This window comes from Acidobacteriota bacterium (genome assembly GCA_018001935.1).
Taxonomy (GTDB): domain Bacteria; phylum Acidobacteriota; class JAAYUB01; order JAAYUB01; family JAAYUB01; genus JAGNHB01.
In genome coordinates this window covers 110,501-136,542 of the sequence record JAGNHB010000009.1, presented here as the reverse complement: position 1 = coordinate 136,542, position 26,042 = coordinate 110,501, and the positions used below count along the sequence as shown (strand labels likewise).

21 protein-coding genes are annotated in these 26,042 nt (G+C 67.7%); 6 read left to right on the top strand and 15 right to left on the bottom strand.

Features of this window, described 5'->3' with window-relative positions; translation table 11 throughout:
* The 9 genes from KA419_05930 to KA419_05890 form a co-directional block, all read right to left on the bottom strand.
* Window positions 1-819 (bottom strand): DUF3300 domain-containing protein (locus KA419_05930; GenBank protein ID MBP7865471.1); only part of this gene is annotated, 819 nt, incomplete at its 3' end.
* 437 nt (window positions 820-1,256) lie between these two features.
* The gene (locus KA419_05925) at window positions 1,257-1,757 is read right to left on the bottom strand and encodes an SRPBCC family protein (protein MBP7865470.1); all 501 of its coding nucleotides are present in this window, start codon (window positions 1,755-1,757) and stop codon (window positions 1,257-1,259) included.
* A 1-nt stretch (window position 1,758) separates the two neighbouring features.
* On the bottom strand, window positions 1,759-3,180 hold the full coding sequence (locus KA419_05920; protein MBP7865469.1) for a cobalamin-dependent protein: 1,422 nt from the start codon (window positions 3,178-3,180) through the stop codon (window positions 1,759-1,761).
* 12 nt (window positions 3,181-3,192) lie between these two features.
* Window positions 3,193-4,122, bottom strand: coding sequence for a tyrosine recombinase XerC (gene xerC / locus KA419_05915; GenBank protein ID MBP7865468.1), 930 nt, complete (start codon window positions 4,120-4,122; stop codon window positions 3,193-3,195).
* Window positions 4,119-5,519, bottom strand: coding sequence for an amidophosphoribosyltransferase (purF, locus tag KA419_05910; protein ID MBP7865467.1), 1,401 nt, complete (start codon window positions 5,517-5,519; stop codon window positions 4,119-4,121). The genes xerC and purF overlap by 4 nt, the downstream gene beginning before the upstream one ends.
* Window positions 5,520-6,290: 771 nt before the next feature.
* A complete protein-coding gene (locus tag KA419_05905; GenBank protein ID MBP7865466.1) occupies window positions 6,291-8,177 on the bottom strand; it encodes a DEAD/DEAH box helicase in 1,887 nt (628 codons plus the stop codon).
* A 289-nt stretch (window positions 8,178-8,466) separates the two neighbouring features.
* Window positions 8,467-9,594 (bottom strand): deoxyhypusine synthase family protein, encoded by a 1,128-nt coding sequence (locus KA419_05900; protein ID MBP7865465.1) that lies wholly within the window; start codon window positions 9,592-9,594, stop codon window positions 8,467-8,469.
* Window positions 9,595-10,076: 482 nt separating this feature from the next.
* A complete protein-coding gene (locus KA419_05895; protein ID MBP7865464.1) occupies window positions 10,077-11,249 on the bottom strand; it encodes an ABC transporter permease in 1,173 nt (390 codons plus the stop codon).
* Complete coding sequence (locus KA419_05890; GenBank protein MBP7865463.1) at window positions 11,246-12,205, bottom strand: ABC transporter ATP-binding protein; 960 nt, start codon at window positions 12,203-12,205, stop codon at window positions 11,246-11,248. The genes KA419_05895 and KA419_05890 overlap by 4 nt, the downstream gene beginning before the upstream one ends.
* A gap of 152 nt (window positions 12,206-12,357) precedes the next feature.
* Between KA419_05890 and KA419_05885 the strand changes: the two genes are divergently transcribed.
* A complete protein-coding gene (locus tag KA419_05885; GenBank protein MBP7865462.1) occupies window positions 12,358-13,305 on the top strand; it encodes a hexose kinase in 948 nt (315 codons plus the stop codon).
* 91 nt (window positions 13,306-13,396) lie between these two features.
* Here KA419_05885 and KA419_05880 read toward each other — a convergent pair whose 3' ends face one another.
* Genes KA419_05880 through KA419_05870 form a run of 3 tightly spaced genes read right to left on the bottom strand, consistent with a single transcriptional unit; the run spans window position 13,397 to window position 15,958 of the window.
* Window positions 13,397-14,125 (bottom strand): response regulator transcription factor, encoded by a 729-nt coding sequence (locus KA419_05880; GenBank protein ID MBP7865461.1) that lies wholly within the window; start codon window positions 14,123-14,125, stop codon window positions 13,397-13,399.
* Between the two features lie 46 nt (window positions 14,126-14,171).
* Complete coding sequence (locus KA419_05875) at window positions 14,172-15,257, bottom strand: histidine kinase (protein MBP7865460.1); 1,086 nt, start codon at window positions 15,255-15,257, stop codon at window positions 14,172-14,174.
* 2 nt (window positions 15,258-15,259) lie between these two features.
* Entirely contained in the window at window positions 15,260-15,958 is a 699-nt protein-coding gene (locus KA419_05870) for a hypothetical protein (protein MBP7865459.1), read from the bottom strand.
* 189 nt (window positions 15,959-16,147) lie between these two features.
* Between KA419_05870 and KA419_05865 the strand changes: the two genes are divergently transcribed.
* From KA419_05865 to KA419_05845, 5 genes are all read left to right on the top strand, one after another.
* The gene (locus KA419_05865; protein ID MBP7865458.1) at window positions 16,148-17,020 is read left to right on the top strand and encodes a rod shape-determining protein MreC; all 873 of its coding nucleotides are present in this window, start codon (window positions 16,148-16,150) and stop codon (window positions 17,018-17,020) included.
* Window position 17,021: 1 nt separating this feature from the next.
* The gene (mreD, locus tag KA419_05860) at window positions 17,022-17,501 is read left to right on the top strand and encodes a rod shape-determining protein MreD (GenBank protein MBP7865457.1); all 480 of its coding nucleotides are present in this window, start codon (window positions 17,022-17,024) and stop codon (window positions 17,499-17,501) included.
* Window positions 17,502-17,505: 4 nt separating this feature from the next.
* Window positions 17,506-19,308, top strand: a complete 1,803-nt coding sequence (gene mrdA, locus KA419_05855; GenBank protein ID MBP7865456.1) for a penicillin-binding protein 2 — start codon at window positions 17,506-17,508, stop codon at window positions 19,306-19,308.
* Window positions 19,298-20,380 carry a rod shape-determining protein RodA gene (gene rodA, locus KA419_05850; GenBank protein ID MBP7865455.1) on the top strand — a complete coding sequence of 361 codons (1,083 nt, stop codon included), beginning with the start codon at window positions 19,298-19,300 and terminating at the stop codon, window positions 20,378-20,380. Before mrdA ends, rodA begins: the two co-directional genes overlap by 11 nt.
* Before the next feature lie 210 nt (window positions 20,381-20,590).
* Window positions 20,591-22,993, top strand: a complete 2,403-nt coding sequence (locus tag KA419_05845; protein MBP7865454.1) for a PAS domain S-box protein — start codon at window positions 20,591-20,593, stop codon at window positions 22,991-22,993.
* 30 nt (window positions 22,994-23,023) lie between these two features.
* Here KA419_05845 and KA419_05840 read toward each other — a convergent pair whose 3' ends face one another.
* From KA419_05840 to KA419_05830, 3 genes are all read right to left on the bottom strand, one after another.
* Window positions 23,024-24,124: a DUF4349 domain-containing protein gene (locus KA419_05840; GenBank protein MBP7865453.1), complete on the bottom strand. Its 1,101-nt coding sequence runs from the start codon at window positions 24,122-24,124 to the stop codon at window positions 23,024-23,026.
* A gap of 100 nt (window positions 24,125-24,224) precedes the next feature.
* Window positions 24,225-24,551, bottom strand: a complete 327-nt coding sequence (locus tag KA419_05835; GenBank protein MBP7865452.1) for a TonB family protein — start codon at window positions 24,549-24,551, stop codon at window positions 24,225-24,227.
* 295 nt (window positions 24,552-24,846) lie between these two features.
* A complete protein-coding gene (locus tag KA419_05830; GenBank protein MBP7865451.1) occupies window positions 24,847-25,791 on the bottom strand; it encodes a DUF1848 domain-containing protein in 945 nt (314 codons plus the stop codon).
* Between the last annotated feature and the right edge of the window lie 251 nt (window positions 25,792-26,042).

Genomic DNA, 26,042 nt, shown 5'->3' with positions numbered 1-26,042 from the left:
ACCCCAACCCCAGTTGCAGCTCCAGTAGGGCCAGCCCCAACCCCAGCCCCAGGCGGGCCAACCCCAGCCGTACCAATCGTTCCAGCCGGCGAAGAAGCAGCCCAGGGCCACCCCGGCGCCGAAGCTGATCCAGTAGTCGGCATAGGCGGGACGCGGCGGGTAGTAGAGGACCGGGTAGTCGTAATAGACCGGGGAACCCCAGATGACGACCGGGTCATAGACCGGCACGTAAACGATCTCGGGGTCGTCCGGGACGATCTCGACGATGGTCCGTTTTTCGACCACCTTCGTCCGGACTTCCTGTTCCTTGCCCGACTCGAGCTTGCCCGCTTCCTTCGCCTCGAGCCGGAGGCGCTGGACGGCGTCCATGACGTCCTTCTCCTGGGCGAGGTAGGCGTCGCCGAGGTCGGTGGTCCACTTGACGTTTTCCGTCATCCGCTTCAGCACGTCGGGGAAGGCGACCAGGGCCTGGACGCTCGGGTCCCAGTTCTCCTTCCGGGCGGCCTTCGTCAGGGCTTCGCCCGCGAGGCCGGGGTGAGCGGTCAGCCACTGGGAGGCTTCCACCAGCTCCAGGGGGTAGGTGGAAGCCGCCAGGACCTGGGCCAGCAACGGGTCCGGGTAGAGCGCGATCGGGGCGACCAGGCTCTCCAGTTTTTCCGGCGGCAGGAGGGCCTTCGCCGGGGGTGGGTCGGAACGGGCCTCCAGGTTGCGGGCCGTCGGGTCGGACGGGGTGATTTCCCCCAGGGCCATCTGCACGGAGGCCGGGAGAAGCAGGCAGGCGAGGACGAGGAGACGACGGTTGCGGTGGTTCTTGCTCATGGTTCCCCCTTCGAGGCTGAGAAAGCCCCTACTGATTGGACGGCCCGAATAAAAATAGGTTCAAGCGGAACATCACCGACCTTTAAAATTGACGGTTCTGCAAAAGATCCTTTTCTCTCACGGAGGCACTGAGGCACGGAGAAATGCAAATCGTATTTGACAGAATCAACAATGACGGGTTCGCAACAAGTCGGAAGACGGACCGGAAAGTGTCTGTAACGCCTTTGTTTGAGCCATCACCCGGAGGGTGATGGTACTTTTTGCGACCGCGTCAAAATTGTACTACCGCTCCCTGGGTGATGGCTAGGTAAAAGGGCACAAACGGAGTTTCGCTTGACTTCCGAACGCGGGTTGCGCTTGCACGGGCATGCACGTGCATGCATGGCGGGTTCCCGGCCTGCGCTTCCACCCGCTTCCGTGACCGACGTGACCGGATTTCACCGGGGCCACGCGGAGCGGGGAAGGCACGTTCCCGTCCGGACGAAGTGCTCGAGACAAGCCGCCAGTTTCCGGGTGAGCAGGCTCAGGGCGCGGCCCCCGGTCGCTCTCAGTTCATCGACCAGGGCGTTCCCGTCCGGGGCGAGGGCGGTCACCGTGAAGGCGCCGGTGAGGCGGGATGCGCCCCCGTCGCCGGGATCCACGCGCAACTCCATGAGAATGACCTTCTGCCCGGGCGTGAGCCGGACGAAGACCACCCGGCGGTCGGCCGGGTCGTGGACGGTGGTCACGAAGTAGGTGGGGTCCTCGCCCGGGGCGTGGGTGATGAAGACGCAGCCCTCCTCCACGACGCCGGAGTCGGTGTAGAGCAGGTCGCAACTCCACCCGTCCAGCCACTCGGGCTCCCGGACCGGGCACAGGAGTGGGAAGGCCTCGTCCGCCGGTGCGGCGAGCGGCACGGATTCCCGGTAAGTGAAACGCTTTGCTTTGAAATCGCTCATCTCAGCTGATCCTTGTGCCCCTGCCGCGGCGGGCGGGGAGGAAGTTGCGCTCGATGGCCTTGAGGTACTTCCACGAGGTGCGGACGTTGAGCAGGCGCGGCAGCATGCGGAGCCAGCGCCCCTTCGCCAGGAAGAAGGTGCGGTAGGCGCGCCGCTGGAAGTCCTTGAGGGTGGCGAAGTCGAACTGGTCCGTCTTCAGCGCCGAGAACCCCTCGCCGCCCAGGCTGACCCGGTCGGGGTCGTAGAGTCCCATCGCGTCCACCTGCCGGCTCAGCTCCGTCCCGGGGTAGGGGGTGGCGATGCTGAAGAGGGCCTCGTCCAGGTCCAGCGCCGCGGCGCAGCGGATGGTCTCCTCGATCTCCTCCCGGGTCTCGGTGGGGAAGCCCAGCATGAAGAAGCCGAGGGTCCGGATGCCGTACTTCCGCATCCAGGAGAGGGTGCGGGCGGCGCGGTCCAGGTGGACGTGCTTGCGGATCATCTTCTGAATTCGCGGGGAAGCCGACTCGATGGCCACGGCGATGAAGTGGGTCCCCGCCGCCGCCATCCTGCGCACCAGGTCCTCGTCGAAGTGCTCGAGCCGCAACCCGTTGTTGAACTGGAACGTGGCCTTGACCCCTTCCGCCGGGATCAGTTCGAAAATGCGCTTTGCGCGGCGAATGTCGAAGTTGAACACGTCGTCGTCGATCATGAACTCACGGATGCGCCACGTCTCCTGGAGCATCTTCATCTCCGCGACGACGTTCTCAGGGCTTCGGCCGCGGAAGCGCTTCCCGAAGAGGTCGTGGCAGTAGCAGCAGTGCCAGGGGCAGCCGCGGCTGGTGAAGAGCTGGACCACGCGCCGGTGTTTCGGGCTCGTTCTTGCCGAGTTGGCCCGGAAGTAGCGCTCCATCTCCAGGAGGTCGTAGGCGGGCCAGGGGAGCGTGTCCAGGTCTTCCACCAGGGGGTGCGGCTCCGTCAGGACCACCTCGCCGTCCCGGCGGAAGGCCAGTCCGCGAAGCTTCGACAGATCGGCGCCGCTCTCCAGGCCGCCGAGCAGCGCCGTGAAAACCTCCTCCCCCTCCCCCCGGACCACCCCGTCGCAGAAGGGCTCCGCTGCCGTCTCCGCGGCCCGGACCGTGGGGTGCTGTCCCCCGAAGACCACGGTGGCCGACGGGAGGTGCTCGCGGACCAGCCGGGCGGCCCGGGCGGCCGACCGGTACTCCACCGTCATGGCGGTGAAGCCCACCACGTCGGGTTTCGTTTCGCGCAGGCGCGAGATCAGGCGTTCGTCGGCCTCCGTCGTGGACCGGCTCAGCGCCAGGTCCGCGACGGCGACCCGGTGACCGGCCTGGCGGGCGTGGGCCGCCACGAAGGCCAGGCCGACGGGGAGGCCGTAGATCATGTCGGTGAAGTCGGGCTTGGCCCGGACCAGGAGGACGTTCACGGCGCTTTCCCGTCAGGCCCGCGGGTGGGACTTGCGGTAGACCTGCATGAGGGTCTCCACGGAGAGGTGGGTGTACTTTTGGGTGGTGGAGAGGCTGGAGTGCCCCAGCAGCTCCTGGATGAGCCGCAGGTCGGCCCCCGCGTTGAGCAGGTGGGTGGCGAAGGAGTGACGGAGGGCGTGGGGGGAGATGTCGAGACGGGTGGCGGTGGTGCTCATCCAGTGCTGGACCAGGCGCAGGACCGACCGGGCGGTCAGGCGGCCCCCGCGCAGGTTCAGGAAGACCGCCCGGGAGTCGCGCACCCCCTCGCGCCCGGCGAAGAGGAGCCGCTGCCGGACGCTCATCCAGGCGTCGAGGGCACGGCGGGCGGGCTCGCCGAAGGGGACCTCCCGCTCCTTGCGCCCCTTGCCCCGCACCCGGATCATCCGCTCCGTGAGGTTCAGGTCCTCGAGGTTGAGGCCGGTCAGCTCCCCCACGCGGGCCCCCGTGGCGTAGAGCAGCTCCAGGATGGCGCGGTCCCGGGCCCCCGCGTCGGTGTCCGCCGGGGGGGCCTCCACCAGGGCGCGCACCTGGTCAGCCTCCAGGTGGGGCGGGATGACCTTGGGCACCTTCGGGAGGGACACCCGCAGCGTGGGGTTCGCCTTCACCAGCTCCTGGCGGCACAGGTAGCGGTAGAACGCCCTCAGGGTGGAGATCTTCCGGGAGATGCTGCGCCGCGTGAGGCCTCTCTGGTAGAGGTAGCCCATGAACTCCCGGAGGGTCAGGTGGTCGAGGTCGTCCACGTCGGGGAGGAAGGGTTTCCCGTCGGCGTCGGTGCGGCGCAGGAAATCGACGAACTGCCGGAGGTCCCCCGCGTAGCTGCTGACGGTTCGGGGCGGCGCGTTGCGCTCGTAGCGGAGGTGGTCGACGAAGGCGCCGGCCAGTTCGTCCAGGGGCCGGCTCATGCGCAGGATCCCCCGCCTGGCGCCACGCCGACGGGGTAGTCGCCGGTGAAGCAGGCGTCGCAGTAGACCCCGCCGTTCTTCGCCGCCGCCAGGAGGTCCCCCAGGGAGAGGTAGCGGAGGCTGTCCGCCTCCAGGTGCCTCCCGAGGTCCTCCAGGGAGAGCTGGTTGGCGATGAGTTCCTCGAAGGTGGGGGTGTCGATGCCGTAATAGCAGGGGTAGCGGACCGGCGGCGAACCGATGCGCAGGTGGACCTCGCGGGCGCCCGCCCCCTTGATCATGCGGACGAGCTTCCGCAGCGTCGTGCCCCGGACGATGGAGTCGTCCACGAGGACCACCGACTTCCCCTCGAAGAAACCGGCCAGCGGGTTGAACTTCTGTTTGACCGACTCGTCCCGGAAGGTCTGCTGGGGCTTGATGAAGGTCCGTCCCACGTAGTGGTTGCGGATGAGCCCGAAGGCGAAGGGCGCCCCCGCGGCCTCGGCGTACCCCTGGGCGATGAAGTTGGCGGAGTCAGGGACGGGGACCACGCAGTCGGGGGTGAAGGCGTCGCCGGCGGCCAGGCGGCGGCCGATCTCCCGACGGACGTCGTAGACGCGCCGGCCGTACTGCTGGGAGTCGGGGCGGGCGAAGTAGATGTGCTCGAAGACGCAGTGGGCGGTGCCGGGGTGTTGCGCGTTCCGGAAGAAGGCCACGTTTCCCCGGTGGGTCCGGACGCCGTCCTCCCGGAAGTCCACGATCTCGCCGGGGGCGATCTCCCGGATGTTTCGCGCCCGGAGGATGTTGAGGGCGCAGCTTTCCGAGGTGACCGCCCAGCCGCCCTCGATTTCACCGAGGAGCATGGGGCGGAAACCGTAGGGGTCCCGGAACGCCGTCAGGCCGTGCGGCGTGAGGAGGACGGTGGAGTAGGCGCCCTGGAGCTGGGTGAAACAGGTTTCGATGGCGCTGATCAGGCTCTGGCACTCGATCTCCATCAGGTAGGCCAGGAGCCGGAGGATGGCCTCGCCGTCGTTGCGGCTGCGGAAGAAGACGCCCTTGCGTTCGAGTTCCTTCCGGATCTCCCGGTAGTTCACCAGGTCGCCGTTGCTGGACAGCGCGTAGCAAGGGCCGGCGAGGGTCTCCAGGAGGTGGGGCTGGGCGTTGTCCACGGTGGCGCCGCCCTGGGTGGGGTAGCGGACGTGCCCGATGGCCAGGTGGCCCTTCATCGGCTCGAGGACTGCCGGCGTGAAAACTTCCTTGACGAGGCCCATGCTCTTGTGGAGCTGGATCCCCTCCCCGTCGCTCCAGGCGAGGCCGCAGCTCTCCTGGCCGCGGTGCTGTTCGCCGAAAAGGGCCAGGGCGGCCCGCTCGGCGGCGTCGAGGCGTCCTTCCCGGCTGAAGATCCCCACGATTCCGCACATCGGTGTCCCTCCCCTCGCCGTTTCGGTGTCCGCGAGGCTCGAACGTTACCAGTTTTCCCCGCCGAATTCAAGCCGGAATCGGGCGACGGGGAAGCGGATTCACCACCTCCCGCGGTGCGACGACAAAGGACGAAAGGACCAAAACGACCAAAGGGACCAAAAGGACGGCGGGAAAAAGCGAGGAAACCCCCTTTCGGGGTGGGGTCACCCCTCGCTTCGAGAGATTCCGTGTAGCACCGCCTTCAGGCCGGGAGTGTCACGCGCCGCCGGGGCCGGGGGGGTGCTTGCCAACAGGGCGCGGGGAGTTTTTCTGTCGGGGAGCGGGGTCATTCTTCCGTCGGGTTTCGGGGTCATTTTGGTCCTTTGGGTCGTTCAAGTCCTTTCGTCCCTCCCCGTGGCGATCCCTGCTCGCCGGGGACGGGGCCCGCTGCCTGTGACCGCTCTTCCCGAACACTCCGCCCTGAACCGGGAAATTTCAATGTGAATAACATAGTTTGGATCGCTAGTGACAAACGTCACGTACTGAAGCTTGCGCCTTTGGTATAGTGACATTGTCGATACTAACCCCTCCTTTAGCGAGCGGCCGAAAGGCCGCTTTTTTTGTCGATTCTCAGCGCCCTCCCTGCCGGAAGACGCCGGAAAACCCCTGCGAAAGTCGGGAAACGAGCGGAGAAGAGGGAGCAGGGCTTTCGGGCGGAAAGAGAAACCCCATCCCTGGGGAGGGGGATCCCGCCCCAGGGCTCTCGTCTCTGAAGATGGTTACGAATACGTTCAGCGGCGGCGGCGGCGACGGCGGCGGCCTTCACGGGGACCGTCCCCCTCGGTCCGGGGCGGGCGGTCGCCTTCGGCGGGGCGTGGGCGGTCGCCTTCGCCTTGGCCTGAGCGGTCTGCCTCGACCTGGCGCGGGCGGTCACCGTCACCGAAACGCGGGCCGTCACCCTCGGCGGGGCGCGGACGGTCGCCGTCCCTGTGGCGCGGGCGGTCGCCGTCGCCGCGGCGCGGGCGATCGCGGTCCCCGTAGCGCGGGCGCCCGTCGTCGCGGTCCCGACGGTGCATCACCGGTTCCGGCGGGACGACGGTGAAGCGGCCGTGCAGCGCCTCCTGGTAGTAATCGTCCAGGAGCATGGCCACCAGGCCGCAGAGTTCGTCGTTGTCCGCCAGGCCGCGGGCCAGGGAGGCGAAGCGACGCATCCGCTCCACCTGGAGCTTGTCCCGCTGGCGCAGGTCCGACTCCAGGAAGGCGGTGACGCGCTCGGTCACCAGTTCCGCCAGGTCGTCCTCGCTCGGGAGGCTGCGCTTGATCATCTTGACGCCGTAGGCTTTGGCGATCTTCAGGAGCTTGAACTCCTCCATCCCCGCCACCAGGGAGAGGGACGTGCCGCCGGCGCCGGCCCGGGCGGTGCGGCCCGCCCGGTGGATGTACGACTCAGGGTCTTCACCCACCTCGTACTGGATGACGTGGGAGAGTTCGGGGATGTCGATCCCCCGGGCGGCGAGGTCGGTGGCCACCAGGAAGCGCAGCTCCCCGGTGCGCAGGCGGCCGAGGACCTTCTCCCGCGCCGCCTGGGAGATGTCCGCGCTCAGTTCGTCGGCGTTGAAGCCGAAGCGCTGCAGCACCACGGAGACGTAGTGCACCCGCGCCTTGGTGTTGCAGAAGACGATGGCGGAGAGGGGGTTCTCGAACTCGATGATCCGCACCAGGGCGCGGTCGCGGTCCATGGCCGGCACTTCGTACATCAGGTGGTCCATCTCGGCGATGTGGACGCGGTCGCGGCTCAGGCTCAGGAAGTCCTTCCCCGTGAGGAATTCCCCCGCCAGCCGGAACACGAAGGGGGGGAAGGTGGCCGAGGAGAGGTAGGCGTTGACGTGCCGCCGGTGGGGGAAGTACTCGCGGACCTTCCGCATGTCCGGGTAGAAGCCCATGGAGAGCATCCGGTCGGCCTCGTCCAGGATGACCACCTCGAGGTCCTCCAGGTGGAAGGTGCGCCGCATGAGGTGGTCCAGGATCCGGCCCGGCGTCCCCACCACGACCTGGGCGCCCCCGCGGAGGGCGTCGATCTGGGGGCCGTAGCCGACCCCGCCGTACACCACCGCCGGCTTGATCCCCGTGTCGCCGGCCATCTGGGTGAGGTCCCGGTGAACCTGGTTCGCCAGCTCCCGGGTCGGCACCAGGATGAGCGCCCGGCAGGAGCGGGCCGCGGGGTCGATCCGCTCCAGGAGCGGGAGCCCGTAGGCGCCGGTCTTGCCGCTGCCGGTCCGGGACTGGATCATGAGGTCGCGCCCGGCCAGGATGTAGGGGATCACCTTGGCCTGAACGGGCATGAGGTTCGTCCAGCCGCAGCGCGTCGCGCCCTGCCGGAGCGCATCGGGCAGGTCTTCCCACCCGATGGCCGGGAGCGCGTTCACCGGTTCGGCCAGGTCTTCCGCCGGCACCGGCGGCTCCGGAGTCGGGACCGGGGCGGGCTCGGGCGGGGCGGGGGGGGCCGCATCGGCCGCCGGGGTTTCCGGTGCCGGGGTGCCCGGAGGCGGCGACTGGCCGCGACGGGTGCGGGCTCGTTTCGGGGCCGTTCCCTCCGGGCGGGCAGCCGCCGCGGGGGACGCGTCGACAACCGGCGCGGGGCTCTCCGGCGCGGGAGTCTCCGGTGCGGGGCTCTCCATCACCGGGGCGCCCGGGGTCCGGGCCTTGCCCCGCCGGCTGCGGGTGCGCGCCGGGGTCGCGCCCTCCGTGGGGGCGGCGACCTCGGGGGCGGGAGGCTTCGGCGCCGGGTCGGCGACGGGCGTTTCCGGGACGGTCGGGGTCGGATCGGCCCCGGCGACGGTTTTCTTTCGGGTTCTGGTCATCGTCTTTTCCTGATATTTAAAGTAGTGGCGCCGGCTTCAGCCGGCGTGGTCAAAACCTGCGTTCTCGTTCGTTCCGGCCCCGGGCGTTTCCCCCCGGGCCCTGCCCTCAGGCGAGTGTTTCCTCCATCTCGGCCCGTTTCGCCGCGAAGACGACGTCCAGGAGCGCGAGGACGTCCTCCCGCCGGTCCATGAAGCGGCGCGGTTCCTTCTTCAGCCCCTGCTGGAGGGCGGCGTGGACGAGCAGGGGGAAGACCTGGGTGACGTCGCCGTGGCAGAAGACGCTGTTGACCACGCACTCGGCGGACGTCTTCCCCCACGTGTGCCCCTCGGAGGCGGGGCACCCCGACAGGCCGCCGGTGTGCACGTTGGCGTCGCTCACCTGGATGTCGATGTCGAAGCCGCCGGCGGAGACGAAGAAAATCTGCTCCAGCAGCGGCTCGCCCTGGAGGGTGTAGTTCTTCGGGACCCCGCCGCCCAGGATCAGCACCGTCATCTTCCCCGACCCCTTCCGCTTCGCCCAGTACTGGACGGCGGCGAACTCGTAGACGTCCTGCACGAGGTCGAGCCGGAAGGCGAACTTCTCGCCCAGCAGTTTCCGGAGCTTGATGACGTTGAGGAAGATGGACCCGTCCTGGGGCGCGCCGCAGAAGATGGGCACGGCGTGCTCGCGGCAGACCGTCAGCAGGCTGCGTCCGGCCTCGGGGATGCCGTTGCGGGACTCCAGCTCCTGAAGGTAGCCGCCCAGCAGGTGATGAAACTCGGGGGTGGTCATCGATTTCTGGAATTCCGGCCGGGCGATGATCCGGCTGAAGAAGCGGTCCGTCTCGTAGAGGACCTCCTCGTCGAAGAAAATGTCGTAGATGCGGATGACGCCCGCTTCCCGGAGGGACCGGTCGTCAACGTGGGGCGTCCCCTCCTCCAGCACCCGGCCGAGGCTGCGGTGGGCGTCGTGGTAGAGGTTGGCGCCCGTGGTGCAGATCACGTCCACGATCCCTGCGCGGATCAGCGGGTTGATGCAGGTGCGGGCCAGGTCCGCCGGCGTCATCGCTCCGGAGAGGGTGAGCACGATGGTGTGGTCCTCCTCCACCGCCCGGCGCAGGAGTTCCCACGCCGTGCGGATCTCCCGCCCGCCGTAGGAGAGGAACGCCTTCGACAGCAGTTCCCCGGCGGTCTCCGTTCCGTCGATGGGCCGGCCTTCCAGCGGCCGTCCTTGAATCCGTTCTTTTTCCGTCACGCGGCGCCCCCCGCAAAAAAGTGAAAAAAAGAATATCACACTTCCCGTCCTTTTGTGGTAGCATTCGCGCTTTGTGAACGAACATACCGGAGGATCTCTCATGGGCAGCGTGAAAAAGAAGAAGAAAAAACGGGCCGGAAAGCTCAGAAGACAGCGCAAGCACAAGATGAGAAGAAATCAGCACACCAAGAAGTAGGGCGAAACCAGGCGCCACCGCCGGCGCGGGTTGGATACCGCGCCGTGGCTGTCATCCCGGTTTTCGATCCCTGTTTCGGGGCACCTCCCATATTCCCACGGCCGGTCCGTATGGACCGGCCGTTCGTTTTCTTTCGCGAGCCGGAACGCGAACGTGTTCTGCCGCTCCTGGAGGCGGTCCCCCGGCTGGATTTCCTCGCGTCGGACTGGGAGTTGGCGGGGGACATCGGGGCGGAGCTGCGGCGGCAGGGCCGGACCCTTCCCGTGTTCACTCGCGCGCCGGGCGATCAGCCCGTCTTCAGGTGGCGGCGGCGGAAGGCCCAGGCGCCGACGGCGAAGTAGGCCGCCGTCAGCAGGACGATCCCGGTCAACTCCATGCCGATGTCGGCCACGCCGGCGCCGTGGTTGAGGACCTTGTTGAAGGCCTTCACCGTGAGAGCGGTGGGAAGGACGTCGTTGGCGTGGAAGGTGTACCCCGCCAGGTGGAACAGGGCGAGCTTGGGCAGCGGGAACATGCAGTCCGAGAAGAACATGAGGACGAAGAAGGGGAAGGTCCCCACGGTGAGCAGTTCGAAGATGGTCTTCATGGCCGCCGCCACCAGCAGGCTGATGGCGACGACGGAGAGGGCCGACAGCGCCCCCACGGCAAAGAGGAGCGCCACGGAACCCTGGGTCCGGTAACCGACGTGCAGGACCGCGAGGAAGGTGAGCCCCAGGGCCGCCGTGCTGATCAGCACCTGGTTGAGCCCGACGGCGCCCAGGAACTCCAGGGGCCTGAGCCGGGAGAGGGCCAGGCGGACGATGGTGCCCTTGTCCACCTCCTTGATGATGGAGGCGGCGGCCGAGAAGAGGACCATGATGATGGCGAGGACGAGGAGCGCCGGCACGTAGAGGTCGAAGTCCCTCGGCTCGCGCCCGGCGGCGCCCGTCGTCCGGAAGTCGAGGTCGAGGGGCACGCGGAGGCCGGTGACCTCGGAGACGTAGTTGAAGGACACGACGTCGGCCAGGGCGGCAGCGGTCAGGAAGCGCAGGTTCGACGCGTCCCCCTCGTTCGTGAGTGCCGGGAGCGGCCCCGCGCGCCCCTCGGCCCACGCGGCCAGCCGCCCCGAAAAATCCTCGGGGACCCGCACCACCAGGTCCGCGTCCCGGCGCTCGAGCCGCCGGCGGCCCTCGGCCTCGTCCGCGAGGACCACGACCGTGAAGGCCGGTTTCCCGTCGGCGGCCGGAAGTCCCCGCCACCGGTCGGCGAGGTCGCGCCCGGCGTGCAGGCGGCGTCCGTCGGCCAGAGTGACGGGGCGGTCGCGGTCGATGGCCACGAGGGTGTAGCCCGACGCCGCGGCGCCGAAGTAGGCGTGCATGAGGTAGACGAAGAACGGGCCGAAGGCGAGGACCAGGCTGAGGACCTTCCAGTCCCGCAAGTTCTCCTTGAAGGTCTTCCCGAGGCAGGCGAGGAACTTCATTCGCGCAACCCCCTCCCGGTCAGCTTGATGAAGACGTCCTCCAGGGTTTTCGGGCGGAGGCGGAGGTTGACCAGCTTCAGGCCGCGGGCCTTGACGGCGTTCAGGACATCGGGCAGGACTCCGGTGGCGTCCGCAGAGACCAGGCTCAGCGTCCGGCCCCTGACGGTGAAACGCGCCCCGGACTCGCCCAGGGAAGGGACGAAGGGAACAAGGTCGCGGTCCGGGTCCCCGACGATCTCGATCTCGATCAGATCGCCTTCGCCAAGCCCGCTCTTGATGTTCTTCACGGTGTCCAAAACCAGCAATCGCCCCTGGTCGATGATGCAGACCCGGTCCGAGAGCTTTTCGGCTTCCTCCATGTCGTGGGTGGTCAGGATCACGGTCATCCGGTCCCGGAGCGAGCGGACGTAGTCGCGGACCCGGACGCGGCTCTGTGGGTCGAGCCCGGCCTGGGGCTCGTCCAGGAAGAGGATCTCCGGCTCGTGGACGAGGGCGAGGGCGATGTTCAACCGCCGGAGCATCCCGCCCGAGAGCGTCCGCCCGAGCTTGTGACGCTTCTCGGCGAGCCCGAAGACGTCCAGGAGTTCCTCCCCGCGCCGCCGGGCCGCGCGGCGATCGACGCCGTAGGAGCGGCCCATGAATTCCAGTTGCTCCAGGCAGGTCAGCATGTCCCAGACGACGATGTCCTGGGGGCAGTAACCAACGGCTTGAAGGCCCTTCGCCGTGGTCGGCGTCAGGGGGACCCCCAGGATCTCCACCCGGCCGCCGTCCGGGCGGAGCAGGCCCGTCATCATCCGCAGGGTGGTGGTCTTGCCGGCGCCGTTGGGCCCGAGGAAGCCGAGGATCTCCCCCTGCCGGGCTTCCAGGGAGAGGCCGTCCACGGCCCTCACGCTCCCGAAGGACTTCTTCAGGTCGACGAGTTTGAGAACGGTCGGTTCACCCGCAAGCGTGTTCATGGACATCCCGTGGGGCTGGAAACCGGCGACCGCGGCCGCCGTCGTCGCCATCGTACCGTGATTCGCGGGGCCGCCGCGTAAAAAAATACGGGGGAAATGAGAATTTTCTTCCTATAATAGGGGTAGAAATTCCGATACGGGAGGAAGGGGCGATGTCGAACCGGATCGTTTGCCTCGGGGCTTTTCCGTCCATCCAGCGGGTGCTGCGAATCGACGAGCTGCGGGTCGGGAGGGTCAACCGGGTCCGGGCCGTGTCCGTGGGGGCCTCGGGGAAGGGGGTCAACGCCGCCCGGGCCGTGAAGGCCCTCGGCGGGTTGCCCGTGGCGATCGGCTTCTCCGGCGGCGAGAGCGGGCGCCGCCTGCGCCGGATGCTCCGGGAGGAGGGGATCGCCTGGCGGCCGGTCCTGTCCGAGGCTCTTGTCCGCACCTGCCAGACGCTCCTGGACGTGACCCGCCGGGAAGCCACCGAGGTGGTGGAGGAAGCCACCGTCCCCCCCGCCCCCGTGTGGGAGATCCTGACCGGCCGGTACACCCGCCTCCTCCCGGGTGCGGCGGGGGCGATCATCTCGGGGAACCTCCCGTCCGGCGCCCCGACGGACGCACTCCCCGCCTGGGTTCGAAACGCCCGTGACCGCGGCCTTCCCGTCATCGTGGACACCCGCGGCCCCGCCTTCCTGAAGGCGCTCGCCGAGCGGCCGTTCCTGGTCAAGCCCAACCGCGAGGAACTGGCGTTCACCCTGCAACGCACCCTGGACACCGAGCAGTCCTGCCTGGAGGCCTGCCGGGTCCTGCGCTCCTTCGGCGCCGAGTGGGCCCTGGTGACCGACGGGCCCCGGACCGCGCTCCTGGTCGGACCGGTGAAGGCCTGGGGAGTCATCCCGCCCTCGGTGGACGTGGTCAACCCCATCGGTGCGGGGGACACCCTGGCCGGTGCGCTGGCCCTGGCGCTGGCCAGGGGGGAGAAGCTGCCGGAGGCCGCACGGTACGCCTTCGGGGCGGCGGCCGCCTCCTGCCTCACGGAAGTGCCCGGGGCCCTCGACCCCCAGGCGGTGGACGCCCTCGCCCGGGCCTGCAACCTCGTCAAGCTCCGCGCCGGGTAAAGGTCGGTCAGACCGGTCAGACAAGTCAGACAAGTCGGACAGGTCAGACACCCCACACCGCTCTTCGAAAGAATCGCCGGGCTGCCGGCCGTCAGCGCAGGCCCCTGTCTTTGAGCCGCCGATACCCGGCCCGGCTCACCGGGACCCGGGTCCCGTCGTCCAGGAAGGCTACCCAGGTGTCGCCCGTGCAGGGTTCGAGCCGCACCAGGCGGTCCACGTTGAGGAGGTGGGAGCGGTGGACCCGGACGAACTGCCGGGGGTCCAACTCCTTCTCGAGGTCGTTCAGGGGCTGGTTCCGGAGGAGGTCCGTCCCGCCGCGGCGGATGAGCACGTAGTCGTCCTGGGCCTGGACGTGCCGCACCTCCCGCACCGGGACCACGTGGACCCGCCCCCCGTCCCGGACGACGAGGCGGTCCCGGAAGCCGGGTTCGGGCCTTCGCAGGGCTTCCCACCGCCGCGCCGAGCCGCCCTGCCGCCGCTGGTACGCCTCCAGGGCCCCCGCCAGACGTTCGGGCGCCACCGGCTTGAGCAGGTAGTCCAGCGCGTGGACCCGGAAGGCCTCCAGGGCGTAGTGGTCGAAAGCGGTGACGAAGACCACCTCGAGCGGTTCCCCGCGCAGGAGCTCCACCACGTCGAACCCGGTGAGCCGGGGCATCTGGATGTCCAGGAACACCAGGTCGGGGTGGAGTTCGTTCACCGAGCGCACCGCCTCGAACCCGTCGGCGCACTCCGCCTCCACCCGGACCCGGGGGTGGGCCTCCAGCAGCCGGCGCAGGTCCTGGCGGGCCAGGGGCTCGTCGTCCACCAGCACGGCCCGGATGTCGGTCCCGGACGGTCTCATGACTTGTCGACCTCCTGGCAGGGTCTCACGGTTCGCCTCGCCCGCCCGGTCCCGCCGGCGACGGGGCGCGGGGGAGCCGCAGCGTGACCCGGTACCGGTTCGGAAGCCGGAGGGCCTCGAAACGGGCGGCGGGGCCGTAGTGCATCCAGAGACGTTCGTCCACGAGGCGGAGCCCCAGCCCCTGGCGTCGCGCGGGCGGGGCGTCGGGGTCGCGCGGGTTCTCCACCCGGATGCACAGCTCCCCGTCCTCCCGCCGCGCCTCGATCTCGACGCGGCCGCCCTCGGGCAGCCCCCCCACCCCGTGCCGCACCGCGTTCTCGACGAGCGGCTGGAGCACGAGGGCCGGGACCGGCCACCCCCCGAGGCCCTCGTCCACCGAGATGTCGATGGAGAGCCGACCGGCGAAGCGAACCGACTCCACCGCCAGGTAGCGCCGCGCCAAGCCGGCTTCCCGCTCGAGGGTCACGAAGTCCTCCCGGGCCACCTCCAGGGTCTCCCGGAGGAAGTCGGCCAGGTCGCGGCACATCCGCCGCGCCGCCTCCGGGTCCGTGGCGGTGAGGGCGGAAATGGCGGTCAGGCTGTTGAAGAGAAAGTGGGGGTGGACCTGGGCCTTGAGCGCGCGCAATTCCGCCTCGCGGGCGAGGACGGTCAGCCGGAGTTCCCGTTCCTCGGCCTGGCGGGCCTGCCGGACCGACAGGAGCAGGTGGTGCAGGGCGGCGGCGAGCAGGAAGAGCGCCAGGCCCAGGGCCGCCAGCCGGGGGACGCCGTCGGGCCCGAAACCCGTGCCGTCCGGCCAGGCCCGGGCGGTGCTCAGCACCTGCTCCCACCCCAGGGCGGCGGCCAGCCAGACCGCCGTGAACAGGGCGGCGGGGACCACCAGGCGGAGGGCCAGGCGCAAGGCGGCCGGGCCCCGGACCGGCATCGACCGGCAGGGGAAACGGATGGCCAGGGCCATCCCGGCGTTCACGACCCCCATGGGCACGGTGAACGGCAGGGTGCGGAAAAGATCCCCCCGGCCCCAGAGGGTGACGGCGGTCAGGCCGGCTGCCAGCAGTGCCCAGAGCAGCACGGAGGCGGGGAGTGACCATCGGGGGGCCGGGAGGGACGGCATGGTCAGTTTTTCACCTCGACGGCGCCCATGATGGCGGTCCCCTTGATCCGGAGCCGTTTCGGGGCCTCGGACGGCTTCGGGCGGGTGTTGTCCTCGAAGGCGCCCAGGAAGGGGGTGCCGTCCAGCACCACGACCCAGTCGTCCGGAACGCGGACCTCAACCCCCCCCATGAGGGCGAAGCAGTCCAGCACGGCTTCCGGCCCCCGGATGGACGCACCCCGCAGATCGATCTCGCAGCCGCCCATGAAGGCCGTCAGCGTTCCGCCCTTGAAATCCGGCGACGCGCAGGCCCGGTTGAACCCCCCTAAAAAGGCGGTGCCCCGGATCCGGTCCGCGGGCGTCTCGTCGGCGGTGACCGGGACGGGGGGGCGGAAGTTGCGGAAGAGGAGATGGATCCCGAGGACGATGAGCAGCATCGGCCAGAAGCGCCAGACGTCGACCCGGATCACCTGCAGGTTGCGGAGCAGGAAGACGGCTCCCACCAGGGCGAGAACGGCGCCGGGCAGCCGGGAGTGCCCGCTCACCATCCAGGAGAGGCCCAGGGCCGTCAGGACCAGGGGCCAGACCCAGGAGTAGTCCGCGCGGGGGATCCACCCCAGGTTGACGGAAAGGAAGAGCACGCCCGCGGCGACGATGAACAACCCGATGATCAGGTGGGGCGCGGCGCGGTCGGGGCGGCGTTCGCATCGTGTTTTTTCCATGGTGAACCTCCGTTCGGTGATTTCACCCTCAGACTACGAGCCCTGGCCCCCGCATTCTCCCGTCTTTCGGCGAACGCCGGGAAAAACCCGGTGAGCGGCGACGTCCGGCCGGCCGGCGCCGCCTTCCCCGTTAAACGCTCCCAGTATACCACCGATCGTGTTTTTCCCTTGACACCGGTGGAAAGCGGCATGGAGAATAACCCGGCCGGCGCGGACGCCGGAATCCGGCGGTCGGGGCGAAACGGCGAGATGGCGTCATTCGGGCGGAAAATGAAGGAATGGCAGGTTTACCTCCTGCTCTCGCTGGGGTGCGTCGTGGCCGTCACCGTGCAGTTCCGCGTGCTGAAGGGCTCGGCCCTCCTGAAGATCTGGGACTCCCGCGTGCTGGGCTACCTGGGCGCCACCGCGGTCAAGTCCCTCCGGGACCCGGACGGGGTCCCCGCCTTCTTCCGCTCGAACTCCGAGCTGATCCGGGAAAACGCCCGGCTGCGGCAGTCCCTCGAACAGACCCGGATCCTCCTCCAGCAGAGCTACCAGCGCCTCGCGGTGGCGGACCGCTTCTCCCGGCTCCACAATTTCGTCACGCCGTTCCGGGAGTCGGGGGTTTACGCCCAGGTGGTGAGCATGGGGCTGTACTACTGCGACCAGGCCATGACCATCTCCGGCGGGTGGCTCAACGGTTACCGCGTGGACGACCCGGTCATCGGCGAGGGCGGCCTGGTGGGGCGGATCGTCCGTTGCGGGCCGGCCTTCAGCGAGGTCCAGCTGGTCACGAACGCGGGGTTCGCCGCCGCCGGCTACCTCAGGACCCCGGGGACGCAGGGGATCGTCAAGGGCAGTGGAAAGCCCGTCCTGCACTTCGATTACGTCCGCTCCTACGAGGACATCCGGCCGGGGGACGCCATCTACACCTCCGGGAAGGACGGGGTGTTTCCCCCGAACTACCCCGTCGGCGCCGTACTGGAGGTCTCCAAGGGCCCCTCGGGCTTTTTGGCCATCGGGGTGGCGCCTTTCACGGACTTCCAGCAGGTCCAGCACGTCTACGTGATCCTGAAGCGCTGACATGACATCGAACCTGACCCGCTTCGGCATCCTCCTCGTCGTCACCTTCCTCCTGCAGCTGCTTCTGCCGCAGGTCTGGGCGGTGTTCTCCTACGCCGACTTCTTCATCCTCCTCGCCTTCCACACGGCACGCCGCACCCCGGGCGCGTCCGCGCTGGGCCTGGGTTTCACCGCGGGCCTGGTCCAGGACGCCACCTTTTCCCACGTGTTCCCCCTGGGCATCCAGGCCTTCGCCAAGATGACCATCGCCTACCTAACCCTCCTGGTTTCGCGCCGGTTGAACCTGGAGCACCCCGGCCTCCAGGTGCCGGCCGTCTTCCTCTTCTCCGTCTTCAACGTCCTGACGGTGGCCTTCTTTTTCGTCATCTTCGGCAAGCTCTCCCCCATCCGGGATTTCCTTCCCATCCTCTTCAGCGGGACCGTGAACGCCTTCCTCAGCGTCCCCGCCTGGGCGCTCTCGTCCGGGAAACCCCGCGGGTAAGGCCATGCAGGAAGACCAGGCCCAACCGCACTACCGGCTGCGCATCCTCTGGGTCTCCCTGGGCGTCGGGTTCCTGTTCCTGGCCTGTTTCGGCCGGCTCTGGTACCTCCAGGTCACCCGGACCGACTACTACGCCCGGGCCTCGGAACGGAACTACGTCCGCCGGATCGAAACCTCCGCGCCCCGCGGCATCATCTTCGACCGGAAGCGCCGGCCGCTGGTGGACAACATCCCCTCCTTCTCCCTCTTCGTCAAAGCCGAGTGCATCACCGACCCGGAACGCCTGGCCCGGCTGATGCGCGACCAGTTCGGGCTCGACCCCGAGACCGTCGCCCGAAAGGCCCAGGAGTGCCGGCAGGCGGTGGGGACCACCGACGTGCTGCTGAAATCCAACCTGAGCTTCGAGGAGTGCGCCTGGGTGGAGGCCCACCGGAACTCCTACCCGGAGCTGAGCATCGAGTGGATGCCGGACCGGAAGTACCTGTACGGCGACCTCTTCTGCCACATCGTCGGGTACACCGGGGAGATCACGGAGGCCGAACTCAACCGGAGCGAGGACGGGCGACACCGCAAAGGCGACCTCGTCGGGAAGACGGGGATGGAGAAATACTACAACGTCTGGCTGGAAGGGGCCAAGGGTTACCGGAAGATCAGCATCAACAGTCTCGGCCAGGTCAAGGCCGTTCTCGAGGAGGTCCAGCCCCGGATCGGCAAGGACCTGGCCCTGACCATCGACCTGGACCTCCAGCGGACCGCCTTCGAGGCCATGGCGGACCAGAAGGGGGCCCTGGTGGCCATGGACCCCTGGACGGGCGAGGTCCTGGCCATGGTCAGCAACCCCGGTTTCGACTCCAACCAGTTCATCGGCCGGCTCAAGCCCGAGGTCTGGCGGGCGCTGCTGGACAACCCGGACAAGCCGCTCCAGAACAAGGCGACCCAGGGGGTTTACGCCCCCGGGTCCGTGTTCAAGATCCTGGTGGCCCTGGCGGGCCTGAAGGAGAAGACCATCAACCCGGCCACGATGTTCTCCTGCAACGGGGCCTTCGAACTCGGCGGCCATGTCTACCACTGCTGGAACAAGTCCGGGCACGGAACGGTGAGCCTGATGCCGGCCATTGCCAGCAGCTGCAACGTCTACTTCTACAACGCCGGCCTCCGGCTGGGCATCGACAAGATCTGCAAGTGGTCAAACGCCCTGGGGATGGGCCGGAAGACCGGTCTCGACCTGCCCGACGAGAAGCCGGGGCTGGTCCCGTCCTCCGATTGGAAGAAGCGGCGGTACGGGAAGGCGTGGTACCAGGGGGAGACGGTCGCCGCCGCCATCGGCCAGGGCATGGTGGGGGTCACGCCGCTCCAGGTGGCGTACTTCATGTCCTGCGTCTCCACCAACCGGATCACCCCGGCGCCCCATCTCGCCTTCCGGGAGCGGGCTGGGGACGCCGGCCCCGTGGAGGAAATCGTCCCCGGGCCCATCCACCGGCTGCTGATTCGCAGCATGCTCAACGTGGTGGAGGAGGGCACCGGCAAGCTCGCCCGGGTGGAGGGGGTGAACGTGGCGGGCAAGACCGGCACCGCCCAGGTCATCAGCACGTCCACCGCCGAGCGGATGGCGGATTACAAGAAGCGGTACCGCGAGAACTCCTGGTTCGCCTGCTTCGCCCCGGCGGAGAAACCGGCCATCGCCCTCGCCATCATCGTGGAGCACGGGGGGCACGGCGGCGAGACGGCCGCCCCTGTCGCCGCCCGGGTCCTGGGCGAGTTCTTCCGGCTCAACCCGGAGAAGGTGTATCGCGGCGATGACGACTAGGCGCTGGGCCGGCTTCGACTGGCCGCTGGTCTTCGCGATCGTTTCCCTCTGCGTCATCGGCAGCGTGGAGATCTACTACGCCACCCGCTCGGCCGGGCCGGGCATCATCCGGAACCACCTGGTCCGCATGGCGCTGGGTTCGGTGATCTTTCTCGTCATGAGTTTCGTCCCCTTCCGGAAACTCTTTTCGCTGGCCTATTTCGTCTACCTCGGCGCCCTGTTCGTCCTGGTCCTGGTCCTCATCTTCGGGAAGACGATCAACGCCTCCAAGAGCTGGATCGGGTTTGGCGGGGTGGTGTTTCAGCCGTCCGAGACCGTCAAGCTGGTCCTCATCCTGGTGCTGGCCAAGTTTCTCTCGGATTTCGGCGAGACTTACCTCGGGTTCTATTCCTTCGCGAAACTGGCCGGCCTGGTCGCCGTCCCCTTTGCCCTCATCCTGCTCCAGCACGACCTGGGGACGGCCATCACCCTGGTTCCCCTCCTCGCCGGGATCACGCTCCTGGCGGGCGTCCGCCGCAAGATCCTCGTGGGGCTGGCGGTCCTCGGCCTGTTCGCCGCCCTGACGGGGTGGCACCTCCTCCAGAGTTACCAGAAGGCGCGCATCAAGGTCCTCATGGACCTGGAGAGCGACCCCCAGCGGATCGGTTACCAGACCATCCAGGCCATCATCGCCATCGGGTCGGGCGGCATGACGGGGAAAGGGCTGGGCAAGGGCAGCCAGGGCACCATGGGCTTTCTCCCCGAGAACCACACGGACTTCATCTTCGCGCTGATCTGCGAGGAGATGGGGATGGTGGGGTCCGGCGCGGTGCTCCTGCTCTACGCCCTGCTCCTCCACCGCGGCTTCCGTCTGGCCCACGACAGCCCCGACCGGCGCATCATGTACACCGCCTTCGGGATCTCCATCCTCTACGCCTTTCACTTCGTGTCCAACGTGGGGATGAACCTGGGCCTGATCCCGGTCATCGGCATCCCGCTCCCGCCCCTGAGCTACGGGGGCTCCTCCCTCGTGACCTTCTTCTTCGCCATGGGCCTCCTCAACAACTTCTACCGGAACCGGGAGATAAGGTAGAAGATGTGTCCAATGGGCCCCCGCGCCCCACTCGTTACAATTTTCTTGTAATGGTGGGCGACCGACTTTTCCGGTCTGAAGCAATCAATTTTGAACATAAATTGTCATAGTACCTGTTACTGTTCTGTGCTAGGATTGATAACGAATAGCGGGTCTGTCAGGGGGTCTATGGCGAGGAAATCAAGGGCTGTCCCGGAAGGGTTGCCGGTGATGGAGGACGTTCTCAAACAGCGACTGCGAACGGTCCGGGTGCCTCCCCAATTCGAGGCGATCTTCCGCAAAGCCCAGGAGAACGTCGGCAGGTATTTTCAAGACAAGCGGGAGGATGCGACGCACGGGACCATCGAGGTCTTCGGCCAGCGTTACATCCTGGTCCGGGCTGCCTCCATGTCGGTGGAGTTTTTCGAGAGCCTCAAGAAGCTTTACGCGGACCGGGGCGAGGCGGAGGCGCTATCGCTGGCCCGCAACCTCCTTTTCGACCTGTCACATGCCATCGGTGCGGCGGACGCGAAGAACTTCCACAAGCGGCTTCACCTTGAGGACCCCCTCGAGAAACTGTCGGCAGGGCCCGTTCACTTCGCCTACGCCGGCTGGGCCTTCGTGGATATTCTTCCGGAAAGCAATCCGTGTCCGGGCGAGAAGTTCCTGCTGATCTACGACCACCCCTACTCGTTCGAGGCCCACGCCTGGATTTCGGCGGGAAAGCGCTCGCCTTCCCCTGTCTGTGTGATGAACGCCGGTTACTCCTCCGGTTGGTGTGAGGAGAGCTTCGGTACCACGCTGGTGGCCACCGAGGTCCTGTGCCGGGCCCGGGGGGATGACCGGTGCCGTTTCATCATGGCGCCGCCCGAAAGTCTTGAGCAAGCCATCCTGGAGCAGAGCGAAAAGCTCTACCCGGGGGCCGGCAGGGTCCGGTGTCACGAGATCCCCGGCATCTTCAGCCGTCTGAAGGACAAAGAGGAGCGGCAGAAGCTGGAGTTGCAGCACCAGGTCGAGGAACGTAAACACGTGGAGGAGGAACTCCGACTCGAGCGCGACTTCTCCGCCGCCATCATCCAGGACATGCCCGTCATCATCTGCGGGATCGCGCCCGACGGCACCACGACCTTCATCAATCCCGCCGGGGAAAGGATCACCGGCTATTCCTCCGCCGAATTGATCGGCCGGAACTGGTGGGAAGCCCTCTACCCCGGAGAGGAACACCGCCAGGTCGAGCAGTTGTTCCGCGACTTTGAGCAAGGGGATGTCCGGGAATACGAGATGACGCTCATCGCCAAGGGCGGGAGCCGGCGCGTCGTCTCGTGGAACTCCATCAACCGGTACGACGCGTCGGGTGTTATCCGTGAAGTCATCGGGGTCGGGAACGACATCACGGAGCGGAAACAGTCCGAGCAGGCGCTGACGAAATCGGAAAAACTCTATCGGACCATTTTCGAGAACGCGACGGATGGCATCTTCCAGACCACGTGGGAAGGGCGTCTCCTTACGGCGAACCCCGCCATGGCCCGCATTTTCGGCTATGACTCGCCGGGCGAGATGATCGCCTCTCTTTCGAACCGCCTGTTCACCCTGTATGTCGATCCCGAAAAACGGAGGGAGTACCTCCGTCTCCTTGAAGGGAACGGTTTCATCAAGAATTTCGAGTACAAGGCCTACCGGAAGGACGGAAGCATCATCCACGTGTCGGAGAACACCCACGTCATCCGCGGGGAGGACGGAAAGGTGAGCCACTACGAGGGGATCATCGAGGACGTCACCGAGAAGAAGCGAATCGATGAGTTGAAGGCCGAGAAGGAAACGGCTGACGCGGCCAACCGGGCCAAGAGCGAGTTCCTCTCCTGCATGTCCCACGAACTGCGGACCCCCCTCACGTCCATTGTCGGATTCGCCAACATCGTCCATCGGAAAGTGGAAAAGGTGATCCTTCCCAACCTCCCGGCGGAAAACGAGAAAGCCCGCACCGCCGCGAAGCAGATCCGGGAGAACGCCGAAATCATCATGTTCGAGAGCCGGCGAATGACCAAGCTCATCTCGGACCTTCTGGATCTCTCGAAGATCGAGGCGGGCAAGAAGGAATGGAAACGGCTCCCCGTTTCCGTCCCCGATATCATCGACCAGGCGCTGATGGTCACCCGGCCCCTCTTCAAGCAGAACGGGCTGGAGGTCGCCGCAGAGGTCGAGGCCGGCCTTCCGGCGGTAATGGGGGACGAGGACGGCCTGATCCAGGTCCTCATCAACCTGGTCTCCAACAGCGTGAAGTTCACCGAGAGAGGCGGGACCATCTTCATCGGCGCACGCCGTTGCAAAGGCTGTGCCCGTTGGGGTGAGGAGGGGCCGGGGGCGGCCGCATCGCAGGGTGTTCTCGTCACGGTGCGGGACACCGGGGTGGGAATCCCCGCAGACAAGCAGGGGGAAGTCTTCGAGAAGTTCCGGCAGGTCGGGGAAACCCTTGACAGCATCATCAGGGGGACCGGTTTGGGCCTCTACATCTGCCGCCAGATCGTGGAGATCCACGGGGGCAGGATCGGGGTGACGAGCGAGGGACCGGGGAAGGGCAGTTGTTTTTTCTTCACCGTCCCCTCGGACCGCGCCGAGCCAAAGGAAAATTCGTGACGGATGCAGTGACGGGACGGCCGGTTTGATCTAGGTTCCCTGCGGTTTCTCCTCCGGGACGGACGCCGATGCGCTCCCCCCGGGGGCGGCGGGTGCCGCCGGGCCGGACGGCGGCGGCATTGGCCCGGTGGGGAACGGCCCGGTGGGTGCGGGATATTGCGAATAGGTCGGCGGAATCCAGGCCGGCGCTTCCCGGCGCTTGAAGTGCCCCGCCTTCCGCATCCGTTTGAACACTTTCACCCCCACCCAGACGAGGACAAGGAAGATCACCCAACCCGGCCAGTTCCGGACCTCCCCGATGAAGGTCCGCTTGATGGAGTCCCACCCGTCGCCGAAGGCGTCCCAGAGCTTCCCGAAGAACCCCCGTTCCTGGGGGTCCCGCTTCGGGCCGCCGGGCAGGTTCTCGTACATCGACACCTGGAGGGTGCTGAGGGAGATTTGGTTGTCGAGGTAGCGCAGCCGGCCCTCGGCGGCCTCGATCTCCTCCTGGATCTGGCGGAGGTACTGCTCCACGTCCAGGGTCTCCCGGACGTTCTTCGCCTGCTTGAGGATCTGGAGGTACTGGGCCTCCACCTCCCGCTTGGCCTTGAGCCGGGCGGCCACGTCCACGTACTCCTCGGTCACGTCCTTCACGTTCACGTTCTTGGCATGGACGTACGCGCCAAGCTTGACCAGGGCCTCCACGAGGGCGTCGAACCGGGCGGAGTCGACACGGATCGCCAGGTCGCCCGTGACGGTGGTGTCCGTGGTCTCCTCCCGTTCCTGGGAAATGTACCCCTGGTGCTCGGCCACGATGCGGCCGAGGGCGGCCCGGGCCTCGGCATATTTGTCCACCCGCATCCGAAGGTTCCCGGTCTTGATGAGCTTGAGCGCGACGGACTGGGCCTTCTTCACCGCCTCGGGGTCCAGGACGCTCCCGCCGCTCCCCGGGGCGACCGCCTGCGCTTCGGTCTTGTCCGCGGGCGGGCTGGACGGCGCCTCGGCCGGCGGGGCCGGCATCGCCCCCGGCTCGTCCGCCGTTTTGGCAGCCCGGGCGGTCGATTCGGGGGCCGGCGCCGAACGGTCCGACTTGGCGCACCCGAGCAGCATGAACAGGAGGAAGAACGACAATATCGCCGATCGTCTGGCCATGGCACCCTCCCGGACGGAATCGCTGGGACCATTATACCGCCGGCACCGGCGAACGAAAAGGGCTTTGCGTCACGCGCCGTTCAATCGCCGGGTGCGCCGGTCATTGGGCAGCCCGGTCGGCGAACCGGAACCGGAGGTCGCGCAGGCAGGCATTCTCCCGCTCCTCGTCCGTCCAACCCTGCCCGAGAAGTTCCGCCCGGAACAGGAGGCAACCCCGGAAGGCATAGGTTTTCCCCGCTCTCACCAGGGGACGGAACTCCCACTGCAGGGCCGCCTTGACCGCACCCGGCTTCAGCAGGGCATGGCCGGACACCGCCTTGGCACACCGGACCTTCCCCAGTGCATCCACGACGATCAGGACGATGACCATCCCTTGCAGCCTGGCATGGCGGGCGAATTCCGGGAAAACGGGCGGGACGTGCTTCACCGCACGCTCGCAAAGGTCTTTGCCTGAGATGTGCACGGTATCGCTCTTCGAACCCGGGGGGAAATCCAGCCCCGCCGAGCAGGGCCATCCTGCTTCCAGCTCTGCCGCCGTCAAAGGGAGAGCACAGGGAATCGCAACCGCCAGGGCCGCAACGAGAGCGATTCCGAAACACCACGGTTGCCCTGGACAGGTGCTCTCATTCGTTGACATGGCTGAACCTCCGGCATCGAAACAAGTGTCTTCTGACCCGCGGAAGGCGCGAATCACGCGAATCGGGAACGACACCGCCGCCGGCTCACGACCGGCAGGGCCCCTGTGTTAGACCCGTCTCTGCCGAAAAGGTTCCTTCCATCGGTTCGGGGGAGAGGGGCCCGGACGACCTCCGGGCGTAACAGTAGACGCAGCCGAGGCGGCAGGTGCCGTAGGACCCGATGTCCCGGCTGACGATGCAGCCGCAGGCCTTGCGCTGGCCCCGGTCCTTGAGCCGGGGGTCCGGAGCCGGGTCGCCCCCGCCGACGGGCCGCCCCAGAAAGCGCATGAGCGCCTCGTCGCCGGGGAACAGCCGCGCCAGCAGGACGTCGTCGATGCACCGGTTGGGGGGGACCCCGAAGCGGTCGAGGGGGAAGGGTTCGGCACAGGCGCCGATTTCCAAACCCTCCCGGCGGGCCGTCGCCGCCAGGGCCCCGGCCAGGTCCTCCCGCTCCGCCCCGGTGAACTCCCGCCAGCCGATGCCCGGGTCACCCACCCGGGCGCGGACCGCCGGGTAGTTCGTCACGTCCGCGAAGCTGATCACCAGTTTTCGCGTGGAACCGGACAGCCGGGCAGCCAGGCCGTCGACCTTGCGGGCGAGGCTCCCGACGGTGAGCCCGTGTGCCAGGATCAGCGGGTCGAAGCGCCAGACCACCCGGTCGGGCCCGAGCCTGCCCGCCAGGCGCCGGAAGGTCTCCACCCGCTCCCCCGGGGACGGCAGGCCCGGTTCGAGCCCCTCCGCCGCGTAATCGTTGAGCGTGAACTGGAAGTAGTAGTGGACCCCCGACGCGTCCAGTTCGTCGAGGACGGGAAAGAAAGGCGCCGGGTTCTTCGTCCAGAAGACGAGGACGCGGGTCCGGGCGAAGCTCACAAGGGCCGGCTTGCCGCTGAAGGGGTTCACCCGCTCCACGAAGCCCGCCCGCCACCGCTCCCGGAACCACGCCGGAAGGCACGCCGGGATGTCTGTGGCGCGGCTGGCGGAGACGATCACGGGGGCCGCGGCCTCCCGCCCGGCCCCGTCCGGCCCGTTCACCGTCACGCGTTCCCACCCGCGAAAACCCGCCATGGCTCCCTGCACCTCTCGGCCCGATCCGTGACGGACCGGGATTATCTTAAGCGCGAACCCCGCGAACCCCACGAAAAAAATGGCGGGTGATTCACCGCTTGACCGGTGCCTGTCAGTTCTTGATGAACTCGCAGAAAGTCGGAAAACGAGCTGGAAAATGTCTGTAAGGCCTTTGT

Excerpts from the sequence above, each read along its gene's own strand:
- KA419_05925 (MBP7865470.1), bottom strand. The coding sequence starts at position 1,757 with ATGAGCGATTTCAAAGCAAAGCGTTTCACTTACCGGGAATCCGTGCCG.
- xerC (MBP7865468.1), bottom strand. The coding sequence starts at position 4,122 with ATGAGCCGGCCCCTGGACGAACTGGCCGGCGCCTTCGTCGACCACCTC.
- purF (MBP7865467.1), bottom strand. The coding sequence starts at position 5,519 with ATGTGCGGAATCGTGGGGATCTTCAGCCGGGAAGGACGCCTCGACGCC.
- KA419_05905 (MBP7865466.1), bottom strand. The coding sequence starts at position 8,177 with ATGGAGAGCCCCGCACCGGAGACTCCCGCGCCGGAGAGCCCCGCGCCG.
- KA419_05895 (MBP7865464.1), bottom strand. The coding sequence starts at position 11,249 with ATGAAGTTCCTCGCCTGCCTCGGGAAGACCTTCAAGGAGAACTTGCGG.
- KA419_05890 (MBP7865463.1), bottom strand. The coding sequence starts at position 12,205 with ATGAACACGCTTGCGGGTGAACCGACCGTTCTCAAACTCGTCGACCTG.
- KA419_05885 (MBP7865462.1), top strand. The coding sequence starts at position 12,358 with ATGTCGAACCGGATCGTTTGCCTCGGGGCTTTTCCGTCCATCCAGCGG.
- KA419_05875 (MBP7865460.1), bottom strand. The coding sequence starts at position 15,257 with ATGCCGTCCCTCCCGGCCCCCCGATGGTCACTCCCCGCCTCCGTGCTG.
- KA419_05870 (MBP7865459.1), bottom strand. The coding sequence starts at position 15,958 with ATGGAAAAAACACGATGCGAACGCCGCCCCGACCGCGCCGCGCCCCAC.
- KA419_05865 (MBP7865458.1), top strand. The coding sequence starts at position 16,148 with ATGGAGAATAACCCGGCCGGCGCGGACGCCGGAATCCGGCGGTCGGGG.
- mreD (MBP7865457.1), top strand. The coding sequence starts at position 17,022 with ATGACATCGAACCTGACCCGCTTCGGCATCCTCCTCGTCGTCACCTTC.
- mrdA (MBP7865456.1), top strand. The coding sequence starts at position 17,506 with ATGCAGGAAGACCAGGCCCAACCGCACTACCGGCTGCGCATCCTCTGG.
- rodA (MBP7865455.1), top strand. The coding sequence starts at position 19,298 with ATGACGACTAGGCGCTGGGCCGGCTTCGACTGGCCGCTGGTCTTCGCG.
- KA419_05845 (MBP7865454.1), top strand. The coding sequence starts at position 20,591 with ATGGAGGACGTTCTCAAACAGCGACTGCGAACGGTCCGGGTGCCTCCC.
- KA419_05840 (MBP7865453.1), bottom strand. The coding sequence starts at position 24,124 with ATGGCCAGACGATCGGCGATATTGTCGTTCTTCCTCCTGTTCATGCTG.